Raw genomic sequence first — 21,794 nt, 5'->3', positions numbered from 1 at the left:
TCTTTTATTTTATTTTTTAAGTATCTTTTTTTAAAATTGGCAAAGGATACATTTTTACAAATATATCGTAAACAAATCTAGTTTTGAAAAATTTTTATTAACATCTATTTGCTGTATTTGTATTTTCTCATAAAGCTGAATGCAACGCCAAAAACACCTAAAATTAGGATTGGAAGCCCGATAGTTAAGACTTGGGTTCGGGTATAATTTTGATAAACTTTCTCTTTGTCCAATAAAGGTAAATCTAAATCCTTAGAACGAATGTTAATAAGTCCCGTATCATCAAGCAAATAATTAACGCAATTGAGCAGAAAATCTTTGTTATCATATACATTTCCGGAACGTTGATCAAAACCCAGTTCTACGGGTTCGTAATTTTTGTCCAGTTGATTTTTGATGATATCACCATCTGAAATTACAATCATTTTTCCGGTTTTTCCAGTAGGTTCAAAATTGCTCTGGTCAAAAGCTAAAACCCGGTTTTCAAATGCCGAATGAAAATTTCCTTCAAGCAAAACTGCCATCGGAAGGTTTCCGGTATTGATGTAATGATTTGGGCTGGTTTCTTCGGCTACGATATTCAGATTAATTTCTGCTGGTGTTCCTGTTTTTTTAGAATATTGGGAGGATTGTAATAAAACAGTTTTCTTAATTCCGTTTTTTAAAGTATCAATCGGATTGGCAAAATCAAATTTAATACCGCCCAGATTTTTCACAATTGGATGCTGGCTTTCCGGATATACCAATGGTGCATATTTCCAGTTAAAAGTCTGGTATTGTGCAGCGCTTCCTTGTTCTCCCGTAGCCAGTTTTAAAGGACTTCCCTGTTCATCTTTTACAATATCAGGATTGATTCTGATGCCGTATTTGAAAAACATATCGTTTAAATTCAAATCTCTTGGAAAAGCAAAAGCAGCTCCAGCATCGTTGTATAAACTATCCATTTCTATGGCAACCTGATCTAAGAGCCAGATTGTTTTCCCTCCATGAATAATGTATTGATCTAAAACCTGTTTTTCTGCATCGGTGAATGTTTCGGTAGGTTTGGCAATGATAGCCAAATCATATTTTTTTAAAGATTCTAAAGTTGGCACAGGACTTTTGGCAACAGAATCTAATGTAAAAGGACCAATGTGATAGCTTTCTCTTATTTGCAATAAAAATTTAGCGATAAAAACATCCTGAATTTCTCCGTTTCCTTTGATTACAGCAATCTTTTTTTGTTTTTCTTTAGTCACTTTATTCAAAGCATCGGCAATAGAATATTCTAAATGCTGTACAGACCCGATTACTTTTTCAGTCGTGGAAGCCCCCATGATATTTTTGAGCAAAGGGATATTCACTTCTTTATTATGATAAACCGCAATTGCCCACGGAAAAACCATTGCCTGAGACTGCTTTCCTTTGTCGTCTACTGTTATGTTTACAGGAGTCAGACCTTTCATGTACAACGCTTTTATGTTGTCCATACTGGCTTCTTCATTTTCTAAAGGATTGACAAATTCAAAATTAATATTTGAATTATATGCCTGGAATTCTTCGAGTAATTCTCTGGTTTCCTGTTGCAGTCTTTTAAATTCAGCCGGCAAATCGCCTTCCATATAAATTTTTACTGAAAGGGGTTCCTCTACCTGTTTAATAATATCTAATGAAGTTTGTGATAAAGTATACCGATGATCCTTAGTTAAATCAAACCGATGAAAAAATGAGTTACCTGTAATATTTAGAATGAGTAGTATTACTACGGTAACTAATACTGATTTCAGATTTCTTTTTTTAGTAGCTTTCATTACAGTTTAAAAGATTTAAGTTGGTAAACAGTAAACGAAAGAAAAGCCACCATAAGGCTTATAAAATAAAGGATATCACGGGTGTCGATGACGCCTCGACTCATACTTTTAAAATGATTTTGCATTCCTAAAACTGAAATTAATGATGAAAAAGAAGGGATTAAAGATGAAAATCCTTCGAATCCAAAATAGAAAAAGAAACATAAAAAGACCGCCAGAATAAAAGCGACAATCTGATTGTCAGTAAGGGCAGAGGTGAAAATTCCGATAGCGGTGTAAGCACCAATTAAGAATAAAAGCCCAAAATAAGAACCAATAGTACTTCCCATATCGATGTTGCCTTCGGGCATTCCTAAATTAGATATAACAGCAACATAAGTAAAAGTAGGGATGATGGCGATGATAATTAATAAAAAAGCTCCAATAACTTTTCCGTTTGCTATTTGCCATACCGATAATGGTTTTGTTAGAAGCAATTCAAGAGTTCCCTGTTTTCTTTCATCAGAGAATGAACGCATAGTGACCGCCGGAATTAAGAAAATAAAAATCCATGGTGCAAGGGTGAAAAAGGGAGTCATATCGGCAAAACCCGAATTCAGAATATTGTAATCACCTTCAAAAACCCACAGGAATAATCCGTTTATAATAAGAAAAATGGCGATTACTAAATAAGCTGTCGGAGAACCAAAAAAGGATTTAATTTCACGTAATAATAAGGCTTTCATTCTTCTTTAGTTATGAGTTGTGCGTTGTGTGTTAATTCTGTTTAGATATTTATCAAATCTGCAATCTAAAATCATAATTCTTAATTCTTAAATTCGATAGTAACTGCGTCGCGATAATTAAGTCCTAATAAGCTACTGGCAGAACCAATTTTAGAAGGATTACTTCTGAAAATGGCAATTTCTAAATACCCGGCTTCATTAAAAATGGCTAGTTTTTCACCTTCGTAATTTTTAATTGGATATTTATCTGAAATAGCAATTGCTGAATAATTAGGTAATATGGTTTTGATGTTTTTAGTTTTCATCTGGATTTCGTAGGGTCTTCCTTTGGCTACTTCCAGAAATTGTTTTTTGGTAATATTAGTCACCACATTCCCAAAATGATCAATGTAAATCACATGACCTTTTAAGCTGTTATTATCATTGGCAGTTACGGCTTTCATTTCGGTGACTTCTTTTACCGAGGGTATTTCCCTGCCAATAACATTCAGTAAACCACCTCTGGCAATATGACAGGCCACAGTTACAAAAACATCCAGTCCCGAAGCATCGCTGGGCAAACGGTCGTGAATGTTGATAGCAACAATTTTTTGCGGAACAATCTTTTGCGAAAGCATACTTAAAATTCCATTATCGGCAGCAATAAAGTAAGAATCATTCCATTGCATTACGATATGCTGATTTTCTTTGTTTAATTCCATGTCAACCCCAATAAGATGCACTGTTCCTTTAGGAAAACTGGAATAGGCAGCACTGATAATATAGCTGGCTTCTACGATATTAAACGGATCTATGTCATGTGAAATATCTACAATCTGAGCTTCCGGATATTCCGATAAAATTTTCCCTTTCAATGCACCTACAAAGTGATCTTTTAAGCCATAATCGGTAGTAAGGGTAATTATTGACATATTTTTGTTTATAACTATTGGTGAAATCTAAAATTAATTTTCATTAAATTTGAGAAATGCAAAGCTAATAATAGTAATCTCAAAAACGCAAAAAAGCCAAAATAAATTCTAAATAGTAACCAAATAAAACCAGGATGAAAGACATTTTGGAAGAGTTTTTAAATTGAATTAGTAATACTATAAAATTATACCCTTTGAACGAAAGAATTATCGAGCTCATAGACATCGCTCCAAAAGAGTTTTGGGGTGCTCAAGACACTCATCTTGAAACGATTAAAAAATATTATCCAAAATTAAAAATAGTTGCCAGAGGGACAACTTTAAAAGCATTTGGAGAAAAAGACATTCTGGACGAGTTCGAAAGGCGTTTTCAAAGATTAATGCTTCATTTTACCCGTTACAATAATATTGATGACAATGTAATTGAGCGTGTAATACTAGGAGACGTACAGGACGACAAACGCATGAGTCCAAATGACAAAATTTTAGTACACGGAGTAGGTGGCAAAATTGTAAAAGCCATGACTCCTAATCAACAATTACTGGTAGATACCATTAATAAAAACGACATGGTTTTTGCAGTTGGACCGGCTGGTACCGGAAAAACGTATACCGGTGTGGCTATGGCGGTAAAAGCTTTGAAAGAAAAACAAGTCAAGCGTATTATTCTCACGCGTCCGGCAGTGGAAGCAGGAGAAAATTTAGGATTTCTTCCGGGAGATATGAAAGAAAAACTGGACCCTTACATGCAGCCGCTTTATGATGCGTTGCGTGATATGATTCCGAATGAGAAACTGGAAGATTATATTTCCAAAGGAATTATTCAGATTGCTCCATTGGCTTTTATGCGGGGGAGGACTTTAGATAATGCTTTTGTAATTCTGGATGAAGCTCAAAATACGACGCATTCGCAAATGAAAATGTTTTTAACCCGTATGGGAAAAAATGCAAAATTTATGGTTACCGGTGATCCCGGACAGGTAGATTTACCCAGAAGAACAATTTCCGGACTTAAAGAAGCCTTACTGGTTTTGAAAGATATTGAAGGAATCGGAATTATTTATCTGGATGATAAAGACATTGTAAGACACCGATTAGTTAAAAAAGTAATTGATGCTTATAAATATACTGAAAATCAGGATTAAACAGTAATTGATTTCTCCGTTTTACATCATTTTTAGAAAATAATTCTAAAAGAAAACCGGTGAAATTTTTTTTAATCTGTAGTTAATTTTGTTGTTTTGCCACAACTTTATTGATAATGTATAATAAATAAAATAATATTCTAACTGCGGCCTCAACTGAGGTCGCATCTTTTTAATAAATACCACAACTATTGAAGAACGTAATCATAACAGGCGCATCAGGAGGAATAGGAAAGGAATTAGCGGTACATTTTGCAAAAAATAACTGGAATGTTATCGCTACAATGCTCTGTTTGGAACAAGGAAAAGAATTAAGAAACATACCTAATATTCACTGCTACTTACTCGATGTAACTTCGACAGAAAGTATAACTGTAGCCAAGCAAAAAATTCTGCAGGATTTTAAAACCATTGATGTGGTTATAAATAATGCCGGAATAGGATACAGAAGTTTTGTTGAATTCTCCGAAGATGAAGAAATTAATAATATAGTTGATGTCAACTGGTTAGGAGTGGTTAAAGTTTGTCGCGCTTTTACATCTGTTTTCAGAAAGCAGAATAAAGGTCATTTTATTAATATTTCTTCTATTGCGGGTTTAGTGAATTTACCATTAGGGAGTTTTTATCATTCTACCAAGCATGCCGTAGAGAGTTTTTCAGAATGCATGGCATATGAATTAATGAATTTTAATATCAGCGTTTCAACAGTACAATTTGGAAATACACCTTCTAATTTTCAAAAAAATGTAACCAGATGTAATCATACTCCTGTGAAATGTTACAATGAACTGATGGAAAAAATAAGTACGGTTGTAGAAGGTAAAACCAAGAAAAATGTAGATTTAAAACAAAATATTATTACTAAAGTATTCGAAATCGCCGAAAATCCACCTAAGAAATTTAAGCGTAATACTATTGGTTTTGATGCCAATGCTCTTAACGTGTTGCGTAATTTCCTAGGTTATCGATTGTTTGGAAGAATTATACGGTATTCGGTTTTTAAATGATACCTGATTTAAGTAACATTTTATAGAGTTTTTTTATATTAACAATTCCCTGTTTATACCTGTTCCCTTTTTCAAAAAAACATTCAACTTACAAGAAAAAACTGCCTCCTGACTCAGCAACTGTATTTCATTTTATAAAACAAAGCATTGACTTGTTAATTTTTTTAATTTTTGACTTTAAACGTTTTTTTACGTCCTTAAACGATTAAATGGTTCCGGATTTATTTTATGAATAAGTAACTTTATATAAAGTTATGTTTTCTTGAATTGCTTATTAAGTATTAAAAAACAGATAATTAGAATACATTTCTTGCGAGCTTTTTATTTACAAATTTGAAATAAAATGAAAATAGGATACCTCTACATTATCTACTGTACACTTTACTGCAAATTTAGTTTTGCACAAGGGATTCATGATATTCAATTTACGCCACCACCACCGGGACTTCCCCCACCACCCGGATTGCCATTTAAAGCAGGAACTGAAATCATTTTCATTACAATCATCCTAGGTTTGTTTTTGATTGCAAGAAAAGTAAGGTAAAGAAATACTCCTACATTCTACAGAAAGAATAGTTAGATAATAAGAAACCGTTTAATTAAAGTATCAGGGATGAAGAATATAATTTTACTTTTATTATTGAGCATAACCACAAGCAGTATTTCTCAAATATATTTTAGTCCAAACGCTAATATGTATGTGAAAAATGAGGTACTGTTCGTAAATCAAAATGTCAATTTAGATACCGGTTCTAATTTGTATCTCAGGAGTAATGGGCAGCTGGTACAAGGGACAAACGCTACTTCTGCTAATAGTGGGGAAGGGGTAGTTTCTGTTTATCAGGAAGGTACTGCGGATAATTTTGATTACAATTACTGGTGTTCACCCGTGGGTACTGCCTCTTCAGTATCAGGAAACGGAAACTTTGGGATAAGCATGCTACAACAGCCTCAAACCGCTGTAAATTCTAATCCGGCAACTATTTTAAATTCTGACCTTGATGGTATTTCTAATCCTTTATCAATTTCAGCACGCTGGATTTATAAATTAGTAAACGCAAGTGGTTATTCTCAATGGACATTAGTTGGTTCGCTTTCAAGCTTAGCACCCGGTGAAGGATTTACAATGAAAGGTACCAGCGGAACAGATGCAACTGATCCCGAAGGTACCGGGATTGTTAATAATCCCGGAAGTGCCCAGCGATATGATTTTAGGGGCAAACCTAATGATGGTACTATTACCATTAATCTTGGAGCTAATAATTCTACTTTAACAGGAAATCCATATCCTTCCTCGCTACATCTAAATGCTTTTCTTTTAGACCCCGGAAATACAGCTACTGGTGGTATCGCTTATTTTTGGGAACAGGATAAAACGGTAAATTCGCATTATCTTGCGGATTATCGTGGGGGATATGGGGCGTATTCGCCTATCAGTCTGGCTTCAAACGGTGTTTATGTTCCGGCGACTTTTAATTCTTATAATCCGGATGGTTCTCTTAATACAGTTGGTTTGTCATCAGGGCTATCCATAGAGCGCAAATATTCTCCTATCGGACAGGGATTTATTATTTATGCTTCTGCAAATGGTACAGCAACATTTAAAAATGCACACCGTGAATTCTACAGAGAAAGTAATGCTTTGTCCCAGTTTGAAAAACAGACGGTAAAAGCAGATAAAACAGCTGTTGAAGAAAACTCCGGGAACGAAGTAACAGAAGTTTCTCATTTTAAGTTAAACACCATTATCAATAATCAGTTTACGAGACAACTGGCATTGGCTTTTGTTCCGGAAGCTACTGATGGAGCAGATCGGGGAATAGATGCTTTACATTTGGATGAAGCATTACCCAATGATGTAACTTTTTTGATAGCTAATAACAGCTATATTATTCAGGGAATTCCATTTGATAATACCAAAAAAGTACCCTTACGGGTAAAAGCCGCTGTACCTACAACTTTAAAATTCTATGTACCGGAAGTTGTTAATTTTGATTCTTCTCAGCAAATTTTCCTCTACGATACCTTAGATAGTTCTTATCATGATATTAAAAATGACAGTTACCAGATAACAGTTGCTGCGGGCGTTTATTCAGAGCGTTTTAAAATTGCCTTTAAGGACGAAAATATATTGGCAGAAGAAAATAAAAATACTCCAAAAATAATAATTGTTCAGGACAATAAAAACCGCATTATTAAAGCTTATAATCCCGAAAATATAACTGTAGAATCATTTATACTCTATGATATGCTGGGCAGAACAGTGATTTCAAAGAAGGATTTACCACTTCGTCAGGAGTATTCTTTTTCTACCGGGAATTTGCATAATGGAATTTATATTGCAAAATTGATTACTGCTGATAAAAGAGAAATAAAACAAAAAGTAATCCTGAAAAACTGAGATATTAATTAACAAACCAAAGAATATGATACCTAAAAAGACCTTAACCAATTACAGAATAGTTTTACCGTTACTTTGTTTTTTAATGAGCTTTTTGGTAAAAGCACAAATAGGAATCGGTACGACCAGTCCGGCTGCTTCTTCTATGCTTGATATTCAATCTACTTCTAAAGGATTGCTAACACCAAGAATGACCACCTTACAACGAAATGCAATTACGAGTCCTGCCGAAAGTTTACTGGTTTTTGATACTACCGAGAAAGCATTTTACTATTATAATACCACCACATCTTCGTGGATTAAATTAGCGGATGATAGTATTAAGAGAAATAATTATAAACTGGTAAAATCGGCAGCAGATTTGGCACCGGAACTGGCAGCGGGAGGAGGAACCACTTATTTATTAAGTACCAATACTTATTATGAAATTAATGGAATCATAACCTTGACAAGATCTATTAATTTAAATAATGCCTACGTTTCCGGACTGGATGCTAATGAAGATGTTCTGTCTTACACCGGTGGAACAATTTTTCAGGGAAATACAGGAGGCAGTGTCAGAAATGTGACATTAAGAGGAGGTAAAGCTTTTGAAATTACAGGCCCAGGAATAACGTCTTCATCCTCTTTACTCGTTCAGAATACTGTTGTGTCCGGTATGACTACCAGTGTAGGAAGTATATCAGGAATCGGACTTTATTTTGGTAATATTATTCAGTTTGTTAGTAATACTACCGGTATTACGTATTCAAATATTGGTAATTTACTTCTTAATAATCAGGCCTGGCTGGATAGTAATAATGGTACATTTGAAACATTTTCCGGTAACTTTGGATTAATTCAAAAAGCCAGTGGTTTTAGTACGGTAAATGGTAGTGATGTTGCAATGGATGTTAGTACTGCAGGATTAAATGTAGGAACCGGTATTGTAGAAGGAACTGTTTTTTCAGGTACTACTTCAAATGCTTCCGGATATATAAGAGGTTATGCCGCAGCCTCGACTTATCCGGGCTATTATTTTAGTACCGTCTGGACAGTAAATGCTCCGGGTATTCCCAGAGAAGGAGACGAAGTAGCTACAGGGGATATTAATCTGGATGCAGTAGTAGGAAGCGGTCAGGTCACTTTTTTCACGGGAACAGGAACATCGAGCAGAACAAAATTAGTTGGTACTACTACTTCTAATAATTTGTTTCGCTTTACAAGGGATGGAAATAACAGAATTACATACAGAGGAAATAAAACGAGATATTTTCAGGTAACGGCTTCGGTTTCCTATCAGGGAAGTGCTGCCGATATGACTTTAATTCTTTATTTTGCCAAAAACGGTACAGTGATTACAGATACTAAAGTTTATGGAAGACCCTCTACAGGATTCTTTTCATCAGCAGGTATCTTAGCGTTACCCATAGTAGGAACAGTACAATTAAAGAAAGATGATTATATTGAAATCTGGGGTGAAAGATATGACGGAAGCGGAAATATGTCTACCGTTTCATTAAATCTAACTGCCAGATAATTTTAGCAATACGTTAATTTGCTGTTATTTCAACCTCTGTTTACTACGCCTTCTTCTGATTTTCAATATTTTTGTACTGAATTAGAGTATAAGAATATATGATAAAAGAAAATATAAAAGTAATTATAAGCGACTTAGACGGAACATTACTTAACAGTGAACACCGAATTTCAGAATATACCAAGGAAATTTTCAGAGAATTACACAATCAGAATTATTTAATCATTGTAGCCACCGGGCGTCATCATCTGGATGCTATGCCTATAATCGAAACTTTAGGGTTTCCCATTTATCTGGTTACTTCTAATGGTGCCCGAATACATTGTCCCAAAAAAGAATTGCTTTTTTCTACTAATATGGTAGCCGAAGCCGTAAAATCAGTTCTGGAGATGGATATTCCGGCTGAATATACTACGGTGCTTTTTAAAGAAAATGTATGGCAAACGAATAAACACAACGATAAATTACTGGAATTTCAAACGGAACTGAATTATATTCCTGAATTAGTAAACTACAAAGAAGTGACTGATTTTGATGTAATAAAAATATTTTTTACACACGAAAGCCATGGAAAATTACTGGAGTTAAGAGAAAAAATTCTGGAAAAGCATCCTGATATTTTTAGTCATGCCTTCAGTTTACCTCATTGTTTGGAATTTATGGATAAATCTGTGGATAAAAGTGTAGCAATTGCACGTATTCTGGAAATAGAAGGATATGATTTTTATCAGGCGATTTCCTTTGGAGACGGATATAATGATGAAAAAATGTTAACTACTACCGCTAAAGGTTTGATAATGGGGAATGCTCCTGATAGTCTAAAGAATAAGTTGTCGCATCTGGAAGTGATTTCTAATAATCATAAAGACGGAGTTGCAAGTTATTTGGTGGAAAAATTATTAAACAACATAAGTCTGGAAACTAAATAAGAAACGCCTGTTGGTCAATAAGAATATAAAATTAACTTGTGAAAGCTGTTATAAAAACGGAGTGAGAGTTAAAAGTATTTATAGAAACAGCACTTTCTTTGTTTTTCTGTGTAAAATAATCCTAAATTTGCATTCTTATAAAATCAACGCAATACCTATCTACAATGAGCAATACAATCACTACAACTAATTTTAATTTTCCGGGTCAGAAGTCAGTTTACAGAGGAAAAGTAAGAGAAGTTTATAATATAAATGACAAATTATTAGTAATGGTGGCAACCGACAGGCTTTCGGCATTTGATGTGGTTTTGCCAAAAGGAATTCCTTACAAAGGGCAGATTCTAAACCAGATTGCTACCAAATTCATGGAATTAACAGCGGATATTGTTCCTAACTGGTTGATTGCTACTCCGGATCCAAGTGTTGCAGTAGGTCATTTATGTGAGCCGTTTAAGGTAGAAATGGTTATTCGGGGGTATTTATCAGGTCACGCTTCCCGCGAATATGCCGCAGGCAAAAGAACCATTTGTGGAGTACCGATGGCAGAAGGCTTAAAAGAAAATGATAAATTTTTAGAGCCTATTATAACCCCAACAACTAAAGCGGATAACGGGGAACATGATGCCGATATTTCCAGAGAAGAAATCCTTTCTAAGGGAATTGTAAGTGAGGAAGATTACGTTATTTTAGAAAAATATACCAGAGCTTTGTTTCAAAGAGGTACTGAAATTGCTGCCAGTCGCGGATTAATTTTAGTTGATACCAAATATGAATTTGGAAAAACTAAAGATGGAGAAATTGTTTTAATTGACGAAATTCATACACCGGATTCTTCTCGTTATTTTTATTCTGAAGGATATCAGGAAAGACAAAATAAAGGGGAAGAGCAAAAACAATTGTCTAAAGAATTTGTACGTCGCTGGTTAATAGAAAATGGTTTTCAGGGTAAAGAAGGGCAACAAATCCCCGAAATGACGGATGCTTATATTGAGACAGTTTCAGACAGATATATTGAGTTATACGAAAACATTATTGGAGAAAAATTTGTAAAAGCAGATATTTCGAACATCAATGAAAGAATTGAAAAAAACGTTTTAGCTTATTTAGAAGAAAGAAAATAGAAGAAAAAGTCAAGAGAAAAGATAATCCAAAGCCGCAATTTCTAATTTTTGAAATTGTGGCTTTGTTTTTTTAAACAATTTCAATTTTATTTTTTAGGGGAAAATAAAAACGATAAATCTTTAAATCGCTAAGTTTGTAAAAAATAGAATTATGAATATCCTACTTGTTGAAGATGATAAAAGAATTAGCGACTTTGTTACCAAAGGGCTTCAGGAAAATGGTTTTCATGTTCATTTGAGTGAAAATGGTGTTGAAGCCAGAGAATTACTTTTATCAGCACAATGGGATATTATTTTAATGGATATTATGCTTCCTGATATTAGTGGTGTAGAATTGGTAAAACTTATTCGCTACAAAAAGAAAACGACTCCTGTTATTATGCTCAGTGCATTAGGTGATGCTGATGACAAAGTAGATGCTTTAGATTCGGGAGCAGATGATTATCTGGTAAAACCATTTCATTTTAAAGAATTAATTTCCCGGATAAATGCACTTGCAAGAAGGACGAAATTAAAATATGAAGAAAACAACAATTCTTATAGCTGTGGAAGTATTTCTGTTAATACTGATGAACATAAAGTGATGCTTGACCATGTAGAGGTTGAGCTTTCTCCGCGGGAATATAAATTACTTTTATATTTGATAGAAAATAAAAACAAAGTATTAGCGCGTACGCAGATACTGACAAATGTCTGGGGTATTAATTATGATACTAATACCAATGTAGTTGATGTTTATATCTCTTATCTCAGAAATAAAATGAAACTTAATTCAGGTGTTTTACAGACTATTGTAGGTACAGGGTATATGCTTAAAGAGGTGTAGATGAAAATTAAAAACAGACTTACTATTCTTTCTTCTGTTACTTTTGGCGTAGTTTTCATAATTGCTGCGTTAATTATTTATGTTGCATTTTATCGCAGTTCTGAAAAAAGAATTTATGATAATATGCAAAAAAACTGTTTGCTTTCGGCCATCTATTATCTTGAAAAAGATGAATTACCTATTAATGAACACAAACAGATAAAAGAACAATATAATGAGAATGTTAAAGATATAACGGTTGGAATTTATAATGAAAAAAATGAAGTTCAATACGGTTCAAATCTGAGTTTAAAAACAATTACTCCGGCAGTATTAGAGAAAGCAAGGAAGAATAAAAAAGTGATGTTTGAATCAGAAAATCATTTTTATTTTGGAATTTTTTATCAGGATAATCAGGGAGATTTTGTGGTTTTTGTTCAGGCCAATGATTATGAATTTAAAACTCAGAACCATCAGTTAATGATAATTATGACGGTTGTGTTGTTTACCGGATTATTGGTTATTTATCTTTTGAGTTTGTTTTTGTCTAAAATAGCCTACAAACCCATCGATACTATTATCAAACAGGTAAATGAAATTGAAGCTTCGTCTTTAGACCAACAAATTGTAAATCTGAATACTAATGATGAAATTCAGAATTTAATTGAAAGCTATAATAATCTTTTTCAGAGGTTATCTAATACTTTTAAAACGCAGAAAAATTTCATTAATTATATTTCTCACGAATTTAAAACACCATTGGCATCGATATCAGGACATTTAGAAGTTTTTGCGCAAAAAGAACGTACGCCTCAGGAGTATCAGGAAACAACAGCAAAGGTTTTAAATAACGTTTATGAAATTGAAGAAATATTGAATACGCTGATGATTGTTTCGGGACTTAAATCGGAAATGGTACAAAAAGAAAGTTTCAGAATCGATGAACTGATATGGAATTGCAGTGATAAAATCACCAATACCAATAAATTTTCTGCTGCCAGACTTCGTATAGAATTAGAAATAGAGGAAGAAAGTAATCTTACAGTAAAAGGAAATGAGTCAGAAATTAGTATAGCTATTTATAATATTATTGAAAATGCAATTAAATATTCGGATGAACTTGTTGTAATAACGCTTTTATTATTTCAAAAACAAATCCAAATAAAGATTAAAGACTTTGGCAGGGGAATTAAAGAAAAGGACTTGCATCACATTCATGAGACTTTCTATCGAGGCAGTAATGTTGGAAAAGTGCAGGGAAGTGGTATCGGACTTTCACTGGCTTCTGTTTTATTTGCTAAAAATAATATCAATTTTCAGATTACTTCAAAAGAGAACGAGGGGACACAAGCTGTCATAACTTTTGCAAAACTCTAATCAGTTTCTAATATCGTTCTTACTTTTTTCTAATTTGGTTTAAAGATGGGTTTAATACGGGCAGTATAACTTTGCTTATTATTAAATCAGAAAGCTTTGAAACAACTTATTTTACCCACAATTTTTCTTTTTTCTGTTTTGGCATCAGCACAAAATATAGTAAACGATACTATATTTTTAAGCCGTAAGAATGCCGAAACGATTTTTTTACAAAATAACCTCAGTTTGATTTCTGAAAGGTTAAATATCGATATTGCTCAGGCTCAAATTATTCAGGCTAAAGTATGGCCTAACCCGACATTTTCAGTAAATGAATTCAATCTCTGGCGTAATACTGGTTCAGAGGAATTACCTGCGATTTGGGGGGATTATGGCCGCTATCAGGAATTCGGTGCCAGTTTAGAACAATTAGTTTACACTGCAGGAAAGCGAAAAAAAATGATTGCCATTGAAAAAGTGGGAGCAGAAATGGCTGTGGAATATTATAAAAATTTCCTAAGAAATTTAAAAATGGAATTCCGCAACAACCTCACGGCAATGCAATACAATCAGGCTAAAAAGATTGTTTATTTAAAGCAACTTCAATCCGTACAAAATTTAACAAAATCATATGCTATACAAATGGAGCTGGGTAATATTAGCCCCGGAGATTACATTCGGTTAAAAGCATCGGAAGTAGAATTTCTCAATGAATTGAATACAATTGAAATAGAAAATAATGCATTGCAAAGTGAAATGAAAAAACTATTGCATCTTAATCCTATGAGTTATGTAAAAATTAGTGAGGATGACGCTATTCCGGACATGGATAACATAAACAATTTAAATATTGAGAATAGCATCGCCCAAATTGAGAATTACAGACCTGATGTAAAGCTGGCAAAACTCAACGAGAAGTACAGTCAAAACAAATATGTTTATGAAAAAGCTTTGAAAACTCCCGATATAACTCTGGAAGCATCTTATGACAGAGGAGGAAACATTATGCAAAATTTCTTCGGACTTGGTTTTTCCATAGACCTTCCCGTTTTTGATAGAAATCAGGGAAATATTAAAGCTGCACAATTTTCAGTAGAACAAAGTAAATTGAATAAGGAGGAAGTTTTAAACAATGCGCAGACTGAAATTATGGAAGCCTATAATAATTTTAAAGCAGTACAAAGTCTATATGAAAACATTGGTGATGACTACCAGACAAAACTAGATAAAATGTTAGATAATTATCTGATGAGTTTCAAAAACAGAAATATAAGCCTGCTGGTTTATTTAGATTATGTTGAAGCCTATCTGAATAATAAGATGATTTTATTAGACACACAGAAAGAATTAAATAATCGTCTGGAAGAATTTAAAAATGCCAGCGGACAAGAATTAAACTAAAAAATATGAAAAACACTATTTTATTATCCATAACGCTTATTCTGCTAATTTGTGGATGTGCTAAAAACAAAGAAGAAGAGAAAGCAACTGTTGAGAAATTTTGTCTTACACCTAAATTAAAAGAAAAAATAAGTATTGAAACGGCTCAGCTATTGCCGGTAACAGAAAGCTTTTCTTTAACAGGAAACGTTGCTTATAATGCCGATGGTGTTGTACAATTTTCCAGCTTAGTTAACGGTTTAATAACTACTACTTTTTTCTCATTAGGAGATTATGTAAAAAAAGGCCAGATTTTAGCTGAAATTAAAAGTACAGAATTGAATAGTTTGCAGGCAGAACACAAATCACTAAAATCACAACTATTAGTGGCAAAAAGAAAACTGCAAGCCACACAGTCGATGTATGAAAATGAAATAGCCTCTCAAAGTGATCTTATTCAGGGGCAAAGTGAAGTGGATGTTTTAAAATCATCAATCGACAATGTAGAACAAAATCTTGCATTATACAGTGCCAGTGGAGAAAAATCTGTCTTCCAAATCAAAGCACCCGTAAACGGTTATATTGTTTCTAAAAACATGAGTCCCGGAACTCAGATTAATGACAATGAAGGCTCACTTTTTACTATTTCTAATCTTTCTAAAGTATGGGTAATGGTTAATATATATTCCACAAATTTAAAAGATGTTCACGAGGGAATGGATGTTAAAATTACCACCCCTGCTTATCCTGATCAAACTTTTGATGGAAAAATTGACAAATTATCTCAGGTTTTTCAGTCAGATGAACATGTACTTAAAGCAAGAATTGTAATGGATAATTCTAATTTAAAACTCAAACCAGGTTTAACTGTAGATGTTTTGATAAATAAAAAAGTAAATCAGAAAGATATGGTTGCGGTACCGGCGAAAACTTTAATTTTTGATAACAATCAAAATTATGTCTTGATATACAAAGATGACTGCCATTTAGAAAGAAGGCAGATAACTCCAACTATAAAAAATAAGGATTTTATATACTTTGAAAACGGACTTGATGCAGGTGAAAAAGTAATTGTTAAGAATCATTTACTTATTTCAGAGCAGTTAAAAGACAATGAGTTAAAAAGCGGTAACAAAAATCAGTTAAGACAAGATTAATTATGCAAAAATTTGTTCAAAATATTGTGTCCTTTTCCCTTAAAAATTCGCTCATCATATTTTTTATGACTGCTGCGTTATTTATTGGAGGAGTCTACAGTTATATTCATACCCCCATAGAGGCATTCCCCGATGTAACAAATACCAGAGCCAGAATCATTACGCAATGGCCGGGTAGAAGTGCTGAAGAAGTAGAAAAATTCATCACATTACCCATTACTAATGCGATGAATACTATTCCCAAAAAAGCAGAAGTCCGTTCCATATCTTTATTCGGATTATCTGTAGTAACGGTATTGTTTAATGATGATGTAGATGATTTTTATGCACAACAATATGCGTCAAACCGGATGAATAATATCGACTTACCGGAAGGAAGTGATCCTGAGATTGACCCTCCATCCGGTGCAACAGGAGAAATTTTCAGGTATGTAATAAAAAGTGATCTTCCTATAAAAGAAGTTACTGCATTACAGGATTGGGTAATTGAACGCGAATTAGTTTCTGTTCCAGGAGTGGCCGATGTAGTTAGTTTTGGCGGAGAAGAAAAAACTTTTGAAATCAAGATTAATCCATCAGAATTGAATAATTATGATATTTCTCCTTTAGATGTTTTTGATGCTGTATCTAAAAGTAATATCAATGTGGGTGGAGATGTAATTCAGCGTGGCGATCAGGCTTATGTCGTTCGTGGTGTAGGTTTAATCGATAAAGTAGAAGATATTGGAAATATCTTGATTAAAACCGTTGGAAACACAGCTGTTCTAGTGAAACATGTGGCTGATGTTTCTATTTCTGCAAAACCCAGATTGGGACAGGCCGGTTTAGATAATGATACTGATGTTGTCGAAGGAATCGTTATCATGCTTCGTGGTGAAAATCCTGGTGATGTAATTGAAAATTTACGTGCAAGAGTGGACGAGCTAAATGAGAGAATACTACCTTCTAATGTAAAAATTATCCCTTTCATTGACCGTACTGAGCTGGTTGATCATACTGTTCATACTGTAAGTAAAAATCTTGTTGAGGGAGTATTATTAGTATCGTTGATTGTTTTTATTTTCCTGTATAATTGGAGAACAACGGTAATTGTGGCATCGGTAATTCCATTGGCATTTCTTTTTGCAATTATAATGTTGCGTATTCAGGGTTTGCCCGCCAATCTTATTTCGATGGGAGCACTTGATTTTGGGTTACTGCTCGAAGGAACATTAGTAATTGTGGAGACCGTCTTTGTGTCGCTCGAAACAAAAGCGCATAAGATAGGCATGGAGCGCTTTAATAAAATGTCAAAAATGGGATTAATTAAGAAAAGTGTGGGTAGCGTGGCAACGTATATTTTCTTTGCATTAATTATTTTGATAGTAGCACTTTTACCTATTTTTTCTTTCCAAAAAGTGGAAGGTAAAATGTTTTCTCCATTAGCATTTACTTTAGGTTATGCATTATTAGGTTCTTTAATTTTGTGTCTTACTTATGTTCCGGCAATGTGCAAAGTGTTGCTGACTAAAAATATAGTCGAAAGAGAAAATAAAATCAGCCGCTTTTTTAGAGAAAATCTTTTTAAATTATTTCGATGGAGTACAAAATACAGAAAAGCGACTCTTATTATATTCTTCAGTTTGTTAGCCATTTGTATAGGACGTTTTGTTTTTTATGGTTCAGAATTTATTCCGAAGCTAAATGAAGGGGCTATATATCTAAGAGCGACTTTGCCTAATAGTGTGAATTTGGACGAATCGGTTCGACTGACTCAGGAAATGAAAAAAGAGATGCAGAAATTTGATGAGGTAAAATTCATTCTTTCGCAAACAGGAAGGCCAAATGATGGAACAGATCCAACAGGTTTCTTTAATATTGAGTTTCATATCGAATTAAAACCGGAATCGGAATGGAAACGAAAAATCAGCAAAGAACAACTAATTGCTGAAATGAAGGAAAAACTGGAACTATATCCGGGAATTAATTTCGGGTTCAGTCAGCCTATTCAGGATAATGTCGAAGAATATGTAGCAGGGGTTAAAAGTCCGTTGGTAATTAAAATCTTCGGAAATGATTTATTCGAATTAGAGTCAATGGCACAAGAAGTAGCCAATTCTATAAAAGATGTAAAAGGAATTGAAGATATAAATGTTTATAAAAACATTGGTTTGCCGGAACTTCGAATCCAGCTTCACGACGAAAAAATGGCACGTTATGCAATCACTACTGCCGATGCACAAGCAGTAATAGCTATGGCAATAGGTGGGCAGGCAGCATCTACTTTCTATGATGATGAAAAAATGTTTGATATTCGAATTCGTTTTCAAAAAGAATACAGAGATTCTAAAGAAAAAATAGAAAAAATTCTAATTCCGACGATGGACGGAAAACGTATTCCTTTAATGGAAATAGCCACTATAGATTATAAAACAGGACCTACCTTTATTTACCGTGAAGGAAACAGCAGGTATATTGCCATCGGCTTTAATATTGCCGGTCGCGATTTAGGAAGTACAATTACTGAAGCCCAAAAGAAAGTGGCAAAGGATGTGAAATTGCCTAAAGAAAATGTAATGAAATGGGCTGGAGAATTTGAAAGTAAAGAGCGCGCTACAAAACAGTTAGCTCTTATAGTTCCTGTAGTTTTGATATTAATCTTATTTTTACTGTATTTCAATTTTGGTAATTTTAAAGACACACTTATTGCCGTAAGTACCATGCCTTATGCTTTCATTGGCGGATTTATTTCTCTATGGATAACAGGTACAGTATTTGGGATTTCTGCAGGAATAGGATTCATTATTTTATTTGGAGTCAGCGCCATTGACAGTATAGTTTTAATTGGCGTAATAAAAGAAAATCTTGCCAAAAGAATGCCACTGAAAGAAGCCATTAATAATGGAGTTTATAGTAGAATCAGACCTATTGTTATGATTGCGTTGATGGGGTCCTTAGGACTCTTACCGGCAGCACTTTCAACAGGAATGGGGTCTGAAATTCAGAAACCATTGGCAATTATGATTGTGGGAGGATTGCTGGTTTGTATGATATTGTCTTTAACAGTATTACCTCAGGTATTTTATTTAAGTTACAGAAATAGCAAAAAATAATAGTTAATCAATTAATTCAAAAAAAAGACTATTCTTTATCTTAGGACAGTCTGTTTCTAAAAACAAAAAACTTTTTTCAGTTTTCCAAAATTTAAAAATCCGTCTCGTTCTGTTATGAACAAGACGGATTTTTTTACCCCGATAGTTTCCTTCCGGATTTCGGAATTGGAAGAAATCCTCTTGTGGTGCGATAGCTAAAACAAGAGATATGGCGGATAGCAGGATTAGCTCCTGAAAATATTATTTAAAATAGGAAAATGTTTCGTTATTTTCTATTTTAAGTAAGGATTCATAAATTAACCGAATCACATTTTCTACATCTTCTTTATGTACCATCTCAACAGTGGTATGCATATAACGCAGTGGTAGCGAAATCAATGCCGAAGCTACACCGCCATTGCTGTATGCAAAAGCATCGGTATCTGTTCCTGTTACGCGGGAAGAAGCCAAACGCTGAAAAGGAATTTTTTTCTCTTCGGCGGTAGTTACAATTAAGTCTCTTAAATTATTTTGTACTGCAGGAGCATAGGTAATAACCGGGCCACTGCCTATTTTTGTTTCTCCCTCAATCTTTTTATCAATCATTGGAGTAGTAGAGTCGTGGCATACATCAGTAATAATGGCTACGTTTGGCTTAATGGTTTGAGTAATCATTTCGGCACCACGCAAGCCTACTTCTTCCTGAACGGCATTTGTAATATACAGACCAAAAGGCAATTTTACTTTGTTTTCGTGTAATAAACGAGCCACTTCTGCAATCATAAATCCTCCCATACGGTTATCGATAGCGCGACAAACAAATTTATTGTCGTTTAAAACCATAAATTCGTCAGGATAAGTAATCACACAGCCCACATGAACACCCAGTTTTTCAACCTGTTCTTTGGTTTCACAACCTAAATCAATAAAGATATTGCTGATTTTTGGATTTTCTTCTTTGTCTCTGTTTCGGGTGTGAATTGCCGGCCAGCCAAAAACACCTTTTACAATTCCGTTTTTAGTATGAATGTTAACACGTTTTGAAGGCGCAATCTGATGATCAGAACCTCCGTTTCTGATAACGTAAATTAAACCGTCTTCGGTAATATAATTTACATACCAGGAAATTTCGTCAGCGTGTCCTTCTATGACAACTTTAAAAGGGGCATCAGGGTTTATGATTCCTACAGCTGTTCCGTAAGTGTCTGTTATAAATGTGTCTACATAAGGTTTAAGATAATCCATCCAAAGTTGTTGACCACTACTCTCATAACCAGTGGGAGAAGCATTATTAAGGTAGCTTTCTAAAAAAGCCATTGAATGGTTGTTTAGTATTGATTTTATGCTCATAAAAATATTTTTTTGCTAAATTATAAATTTGGTATTACAGTTGTGTATATAATGTATAATTTTACAGCAAAATATTGTCTTTATGAAATCAATTTATTTTTTAATATTCTTTTTATTACTGTCATTATCCGGCTTTAGTCAGTTAGAAACTCCTTATGATCCAAATGCAATGGGGTATGTATTGACGGAAAAGGACAGTGTATTAAATGATACTATAAAGTTACCCGAAATTATAGTTGCAAAAGATAAACAGGATCCCGAAGCAAAAAAACAATTTCTGATTTTACAAAGCAGGGTTTACAGAACCTATCCTTATGCAAAACTGGCAGCAGACAGATTGACTAACTTAAATAAAGGAATGGAACGACTTTCCTCTGAAAGAGAAAAGAAGAAATATTTTAAAATAGTGGAAGACTATCTTACTAATGAGTTTGAGGCAAGATTGAAAAAATTATCCCGAAGCCAGGGACGTATTTTAGTTAGGTTAATTGACAGGCAAACAGGTAAAACTACTTACGAACTGATAAAAACATTAAAAAGCGGATGGAAAGCCTTCTGGTCTAACACCACAGCAAGTGTATTTGATATTAATTTGAAATCTAAATATGCACCTTTTGAATCCAATGAAGATTATCTGATAGAGAATATTCTTAAAGAAGCCTTCGAAACAGGAAGATTGCAAAATCAGCCCGCCGCTGTTCCTATAGATATTGATAAATTGAACGAATACTGGGATACTAAATTATCTTCCAAGCCTAAAATCTAAATTATAAGAAGCTCGTACTACAATATAGTGTGAGTTTTTTTTATGTAGCATTCTCCTGCTATGCGCTACAATCTTGTTTTCTGAACGCCAGAAAACAAGGATTTCCGCTGCTATCAGGGCTAGGGGATGGTGCTTACAAGAAAAATGTTCTTCATTAATATATAGTAAAGACTGGTATTTGAGTCAAAAATGCTCTGCGGGTTTCTGTTTCTTTATGGCAAATCTTGTTGAAATCCGGTAAGATGTTTTTCTAAATTCTTACAAATGATAAAAAATCTAAAATTCAAGTGGTGTATTTTCAGTGAGTTAAAAAAAAGATTAAAAATAGTTGGTTTAAAAGTATTGAATAACGGTATGAAGT

The 21,794-nt window shown here is 33.9% G+C and carries 16 protein-coding genes; 12 read left to right on the top strand and 4 right to left on the bottom strand.

The annotated features are described in order from the left end of the window. Positions 1-104 precede the first annotated feature (104 nt). The 3 genes from gldG to ACSV4D_RS10960 all read right to left on the bottom strand — a co-directional run bounded on the left by gldG (position 105) and on the right by ACSV4D_RS10960 (position 3,426). On the bottom strand, positions 105-1,790 hold the full coding sequence (gene gldG / locus ACSV4D_RS10970) for a gliding motility-associated ABC transporter substrate-binding protein GldG (RefSeq protein WP_439228309.1): 1,686 nt from the start codon (positions 1,788-1,790) through the stop codon (positions 105-107). Continuing rightward, the gene (gldF, locus tag ACSV4D_RS10965; RefSeq protein WP_439228308.1) at positions 1,790-2,515 is read right to left on the bottom strand and encodes a gliding motility-associated ABC transporter permease subunit GldF; all 726 of its coding nucleotides are present in this window, start codon (positions 2,513-2,515) and stop codon (positions 1,790-1,792) included. Before gldF ends, gldG begins: the two co-directional genes overlap by 1 nt. An 80-nt stretch (positions 2,516-2,595) precedes the next feature. Beyond that, positions 2,596-3,426 (bottom strand): SAM hydrolase/SAM-dependent halogenase family protein, encoded by an 831-nt coding sequence (locus ACSV4D_RS10960; RefSeq protein ID WP_408082726.1) that lies wholly within the window; start codon positions 3,424-3,426, stop codon positions 2,596-2,598. A gap of 194 nt (positions 3,427-3,620) precedes the next feature. Between ACSV4D_RS10960 and ACSV4D_RS10955 the strand changes: the two genes are divergently transcribed. The 11 genes from ACSV4D_RS10955 (at position 3,621) to ACSV4D_RS10905 (ending at position 19,338) form a co-directional block, all read left to right on the top strand. Further along, positions 3,621-4,571: a PhoH family protein gene (locus ACSV4D_RS10955; protein ID WP_408082727.1), complete on the top strand. Its 951-nt coding sequence runs from the start codon at positions 3,621-3,623 to the stop codon at positions 4,569-4,571. A 191-nt stretch (positions 4,572-4,762) separates the two neighbouring features. After that, entirely contained in the window at positions 4,763-5,578 is an 816-nt protein-coding gene (locus ACSV4D_RS10950; RefSeq protein ID WP_439228307.1) for an SDR family NAD(P)-dependent oxidoreductase, read from the top strand. 613 nt (positions 5,579-6,191) lie between these two features. Then, positions 6,192-7,979 carry a T9SS type A sorting domain-containing protein gene (locus ACSV4D_RS10945; protein WP_439228306.1) on the top strand — a complete coding sequence of 596 codons (1,788 nt, stop codon included), beginning with the start codon at positions 6,192-6,194 and terminating at the stop codon, positions 7,977-7,979. 25 nt (positions 7,980-8,004) lie between these two features. After that, on the top strand, positions 8,005-9,498 hold the full coding sequence (locus ACSV4D_RS10940; protein ID WP_439228305.1) for a hypothetical protein: 1,494 nt from the start codon (positions 8,005-8,007) through the stop codon (positions 9,496-9,498). 98 nt (positions 9,499-9,596) lie between these two features. Further along, on the top strand, positions 9,597-10,427 hold the full coding sequence (locus ACSV4D_RS10935; protein WP_439228304.1) for a Cof-type HAD-IIB family hydrolase: 831 nt from the start codon (positions 9,597-9,599) through the stop codon (positions 10,425-10,427). A gap of 164 nt (positions 10,428-10,591) precedes the next feature. After that, positions 10,592-11,548 (top strand): phosphoribosylaminoimidazolesuccinocarboxamide synthase, encoded by a 957-nt coding sequence (locus tag ACSV4D_RS10930; RefSeq protein ID WP_439228303.1) that lies wholly within the window; start codon positions 10,592-10,594, stop codon positions 11,546-11,548. A 151-nt stretch (positions 11,549-11,699) separates the two neighbouring features. Further along, positions 11,700-12,374 (top strand): response regulator transcription factor, encoded by a 675-nt coding sequence (locus tag ACSV4D_RS10925; protein WP_439228302.1) that lies wholly within the window; start codon positions 11,700-11,702, stop codon positions 12,372-12,374. Continuing rightward, positions 12,375-13,730: an ATP-binding protein gene (locus ACSV4D_RS10920; protein ID WP_439228301.1), complete on the top strand. Its 1,356-nt coding sequence runs from the start codon at positions 12,375-12,377 to the stop codon at positions 13,728-13,730. Positions 13,731-13,826: 96 nt separating this feature from the next. Beyond that, on the top strand, positions 13,827-15,110 hold the full coding sequence (locus tag ACSV4D_RS10915) for a TolC family protein (protein ID WP_439228300.1): 1,284 nt from the start codon (positions 13,827-13,829) through the stop codon (positions 15,108-15,110). A gap of 5 nt (positions 15,111-15,115) precedes the next feature. Further along, positions 15,116-16,246 (top strand): efflux RND transporter periplasmic adaptor subunit, encoded by a 1,131-nt coding sequence (locus tag ACSV4D_RS10910; RefSeq protein ID WP_439228299.1) that lies wholly within the window; start codon positions 15,116-15,118, stop codon positions 16,244-16,246. A gap of 2 nt (positions 16,247-16,248) precedes the next feature. Next, positions 16,249-19,338, top strand: a complete 3,090-nt coding sequence (locus ACSV4D_RS10905; protein ID WP_439228298.1) for an efflux RND transporter permease subunit — start codon at positions 16,249-16,251, stop codon at positions 19,336-19,338. A gap of 240 nt (positions 19,339-19,578) precedes the next feature. Here ACSV4D_RS10905 and ACSV4D_RS10900 read toward each other — a convergent pair whose 3' ends face one another. Further along, a complete protein-coding gene (locus tag ACSV4D_RS10900; protein WP_439228297.1) occupies positions 19,579-20,667 on the bottom strand; it encodes a M42 family metallopeptidase in 1,089 nt (362 codons plus the stop codon). A gap of 82 nt (positions 20,668-20,749) precedes the next feature. On the opposite strand from ACSV4D_RS10900, the gene ACSV4D_RS10895 reads away from it, so the two are divergent. Next, the gene (locus ACSV4D_RS10895; RefSeq protein ID WP_439228296.1) at positions 20,750-21,433 is read left to right on the top strand and encodes a DUF4294 domain-containing protein; all 684 of its coding nucleotides are present in this window, start codon (positions 20,750-20,752) and stop codon (positions 21,431-21,433) included. Positions 21,434-21,794 lie beyond the last annotated feature (361 nt).

Source organism: Flavobacterium sp. ARAG 55.4, from assembly GCF_051846875.1.
Classification (GTDB): Bacteria; Bacteroidota; Bacteroidia; order Flavobacteriales; family Flavobacteriaceae; genus Flavobacterium; species Flavobacterium plantiphilum.
This window is presented reverse-complemented; position numbering and strand designations above follow the sequence as displayed.

Excerpts from the sequence above, each read along its gene's own strand:
- ACSV4D_RS10920 (WP_439228301.1), top strand. The coding sequence starts at position 12,375 with ATGAAAATTAAAAACAGACTTACTATTCTTTCTTCTGTTACTTTTGGC.
- ACSV4D_RS10930 (WP_439228303.1), top strand. The coding sequence starts at position 10,592 with ATGAGCAATACAATCACTACAACTAATTTTAATTTTCCGGGTCAGAAG.
- ACSV4D_RS10910 (WP_439228299.1), top strand. The coding sequence starts at position 15,116 with ATGAAAAACACTATTTTATTATCCATAACGCTTATTCTGCTAATTTGT.
- ACSV4D_RS10925 (WP_439228302.1), top strand. The coding sequence starts at position 11,700 with ATGAATATCCTACTTGTTGAAGATGATAAAAGAATTAGCGACTTTGTT.
- ACSV4D_RS10945 (WP_439228306.1), top strand. The coding sequence starts at position 6,192 with ATGAAGAATATAATTTTACTTTTATTATTGAGCATAACCACAAGCAGT.
- ACSV4D_RS10895 (WP_439228296.1), top strand. The coding sequence starts at position 20,750 with ATGAAATCAATTTATTTTTTAATATTCTTTTTATTACTGTCATTATCC.
- ACSV4D_RS10960 (WP_408082726.1), bottom strand. The coding sequence starts at position 3,426 with ATGTCAATAATTACCCTTACTACCGATTATGGCTTAAAAGATCACTTT.
- ACSV4D_RS10935 (WP_439228304.1), top strand. The coding sequence starts at position 9,597 with ATGATAAAAGAAAATATAAAAGTAATTATAAGCGACTTAGACGGAACA.
- ACSV4D_RS10900 (WP_439228297.1), bottom strand. The coding sequence starts at position 20,667 with ATGAGCATAAAATCAATACTAAACAACCATTCAATGGCTTTTTTAGAA.
- gldF (WP_439228308.1), bottom strand. The coding sequence starts at position 2,515 with ATGAAAGCCTTATTATTACGTGAAATTAAATCCTTTTTTGGTTCTCCG.
- ACSV4D_RS10905 (WP_439228298.1), top strand. The coding sequence starts at position 16,249 with ATGCAAAAATTTGTTCAAAATATTGTGTCCTTTTCCCTTAAAAATTCG.
- ACSV4D_RS10940 (WP_439228305.1), top strand. The coding sequence starts at position 8,005 with ATGATACCTAAAAAGACCTTAACCAATTACAGAATAGTTTTACCGTTA.
- gldG (WP_439228309.1), bottom strand. The coding sequence starts at position 1,790 with ATGAAAGCTACTAAAAAAAGAAATCTGAAATCAGTATTAGTTACCGTA.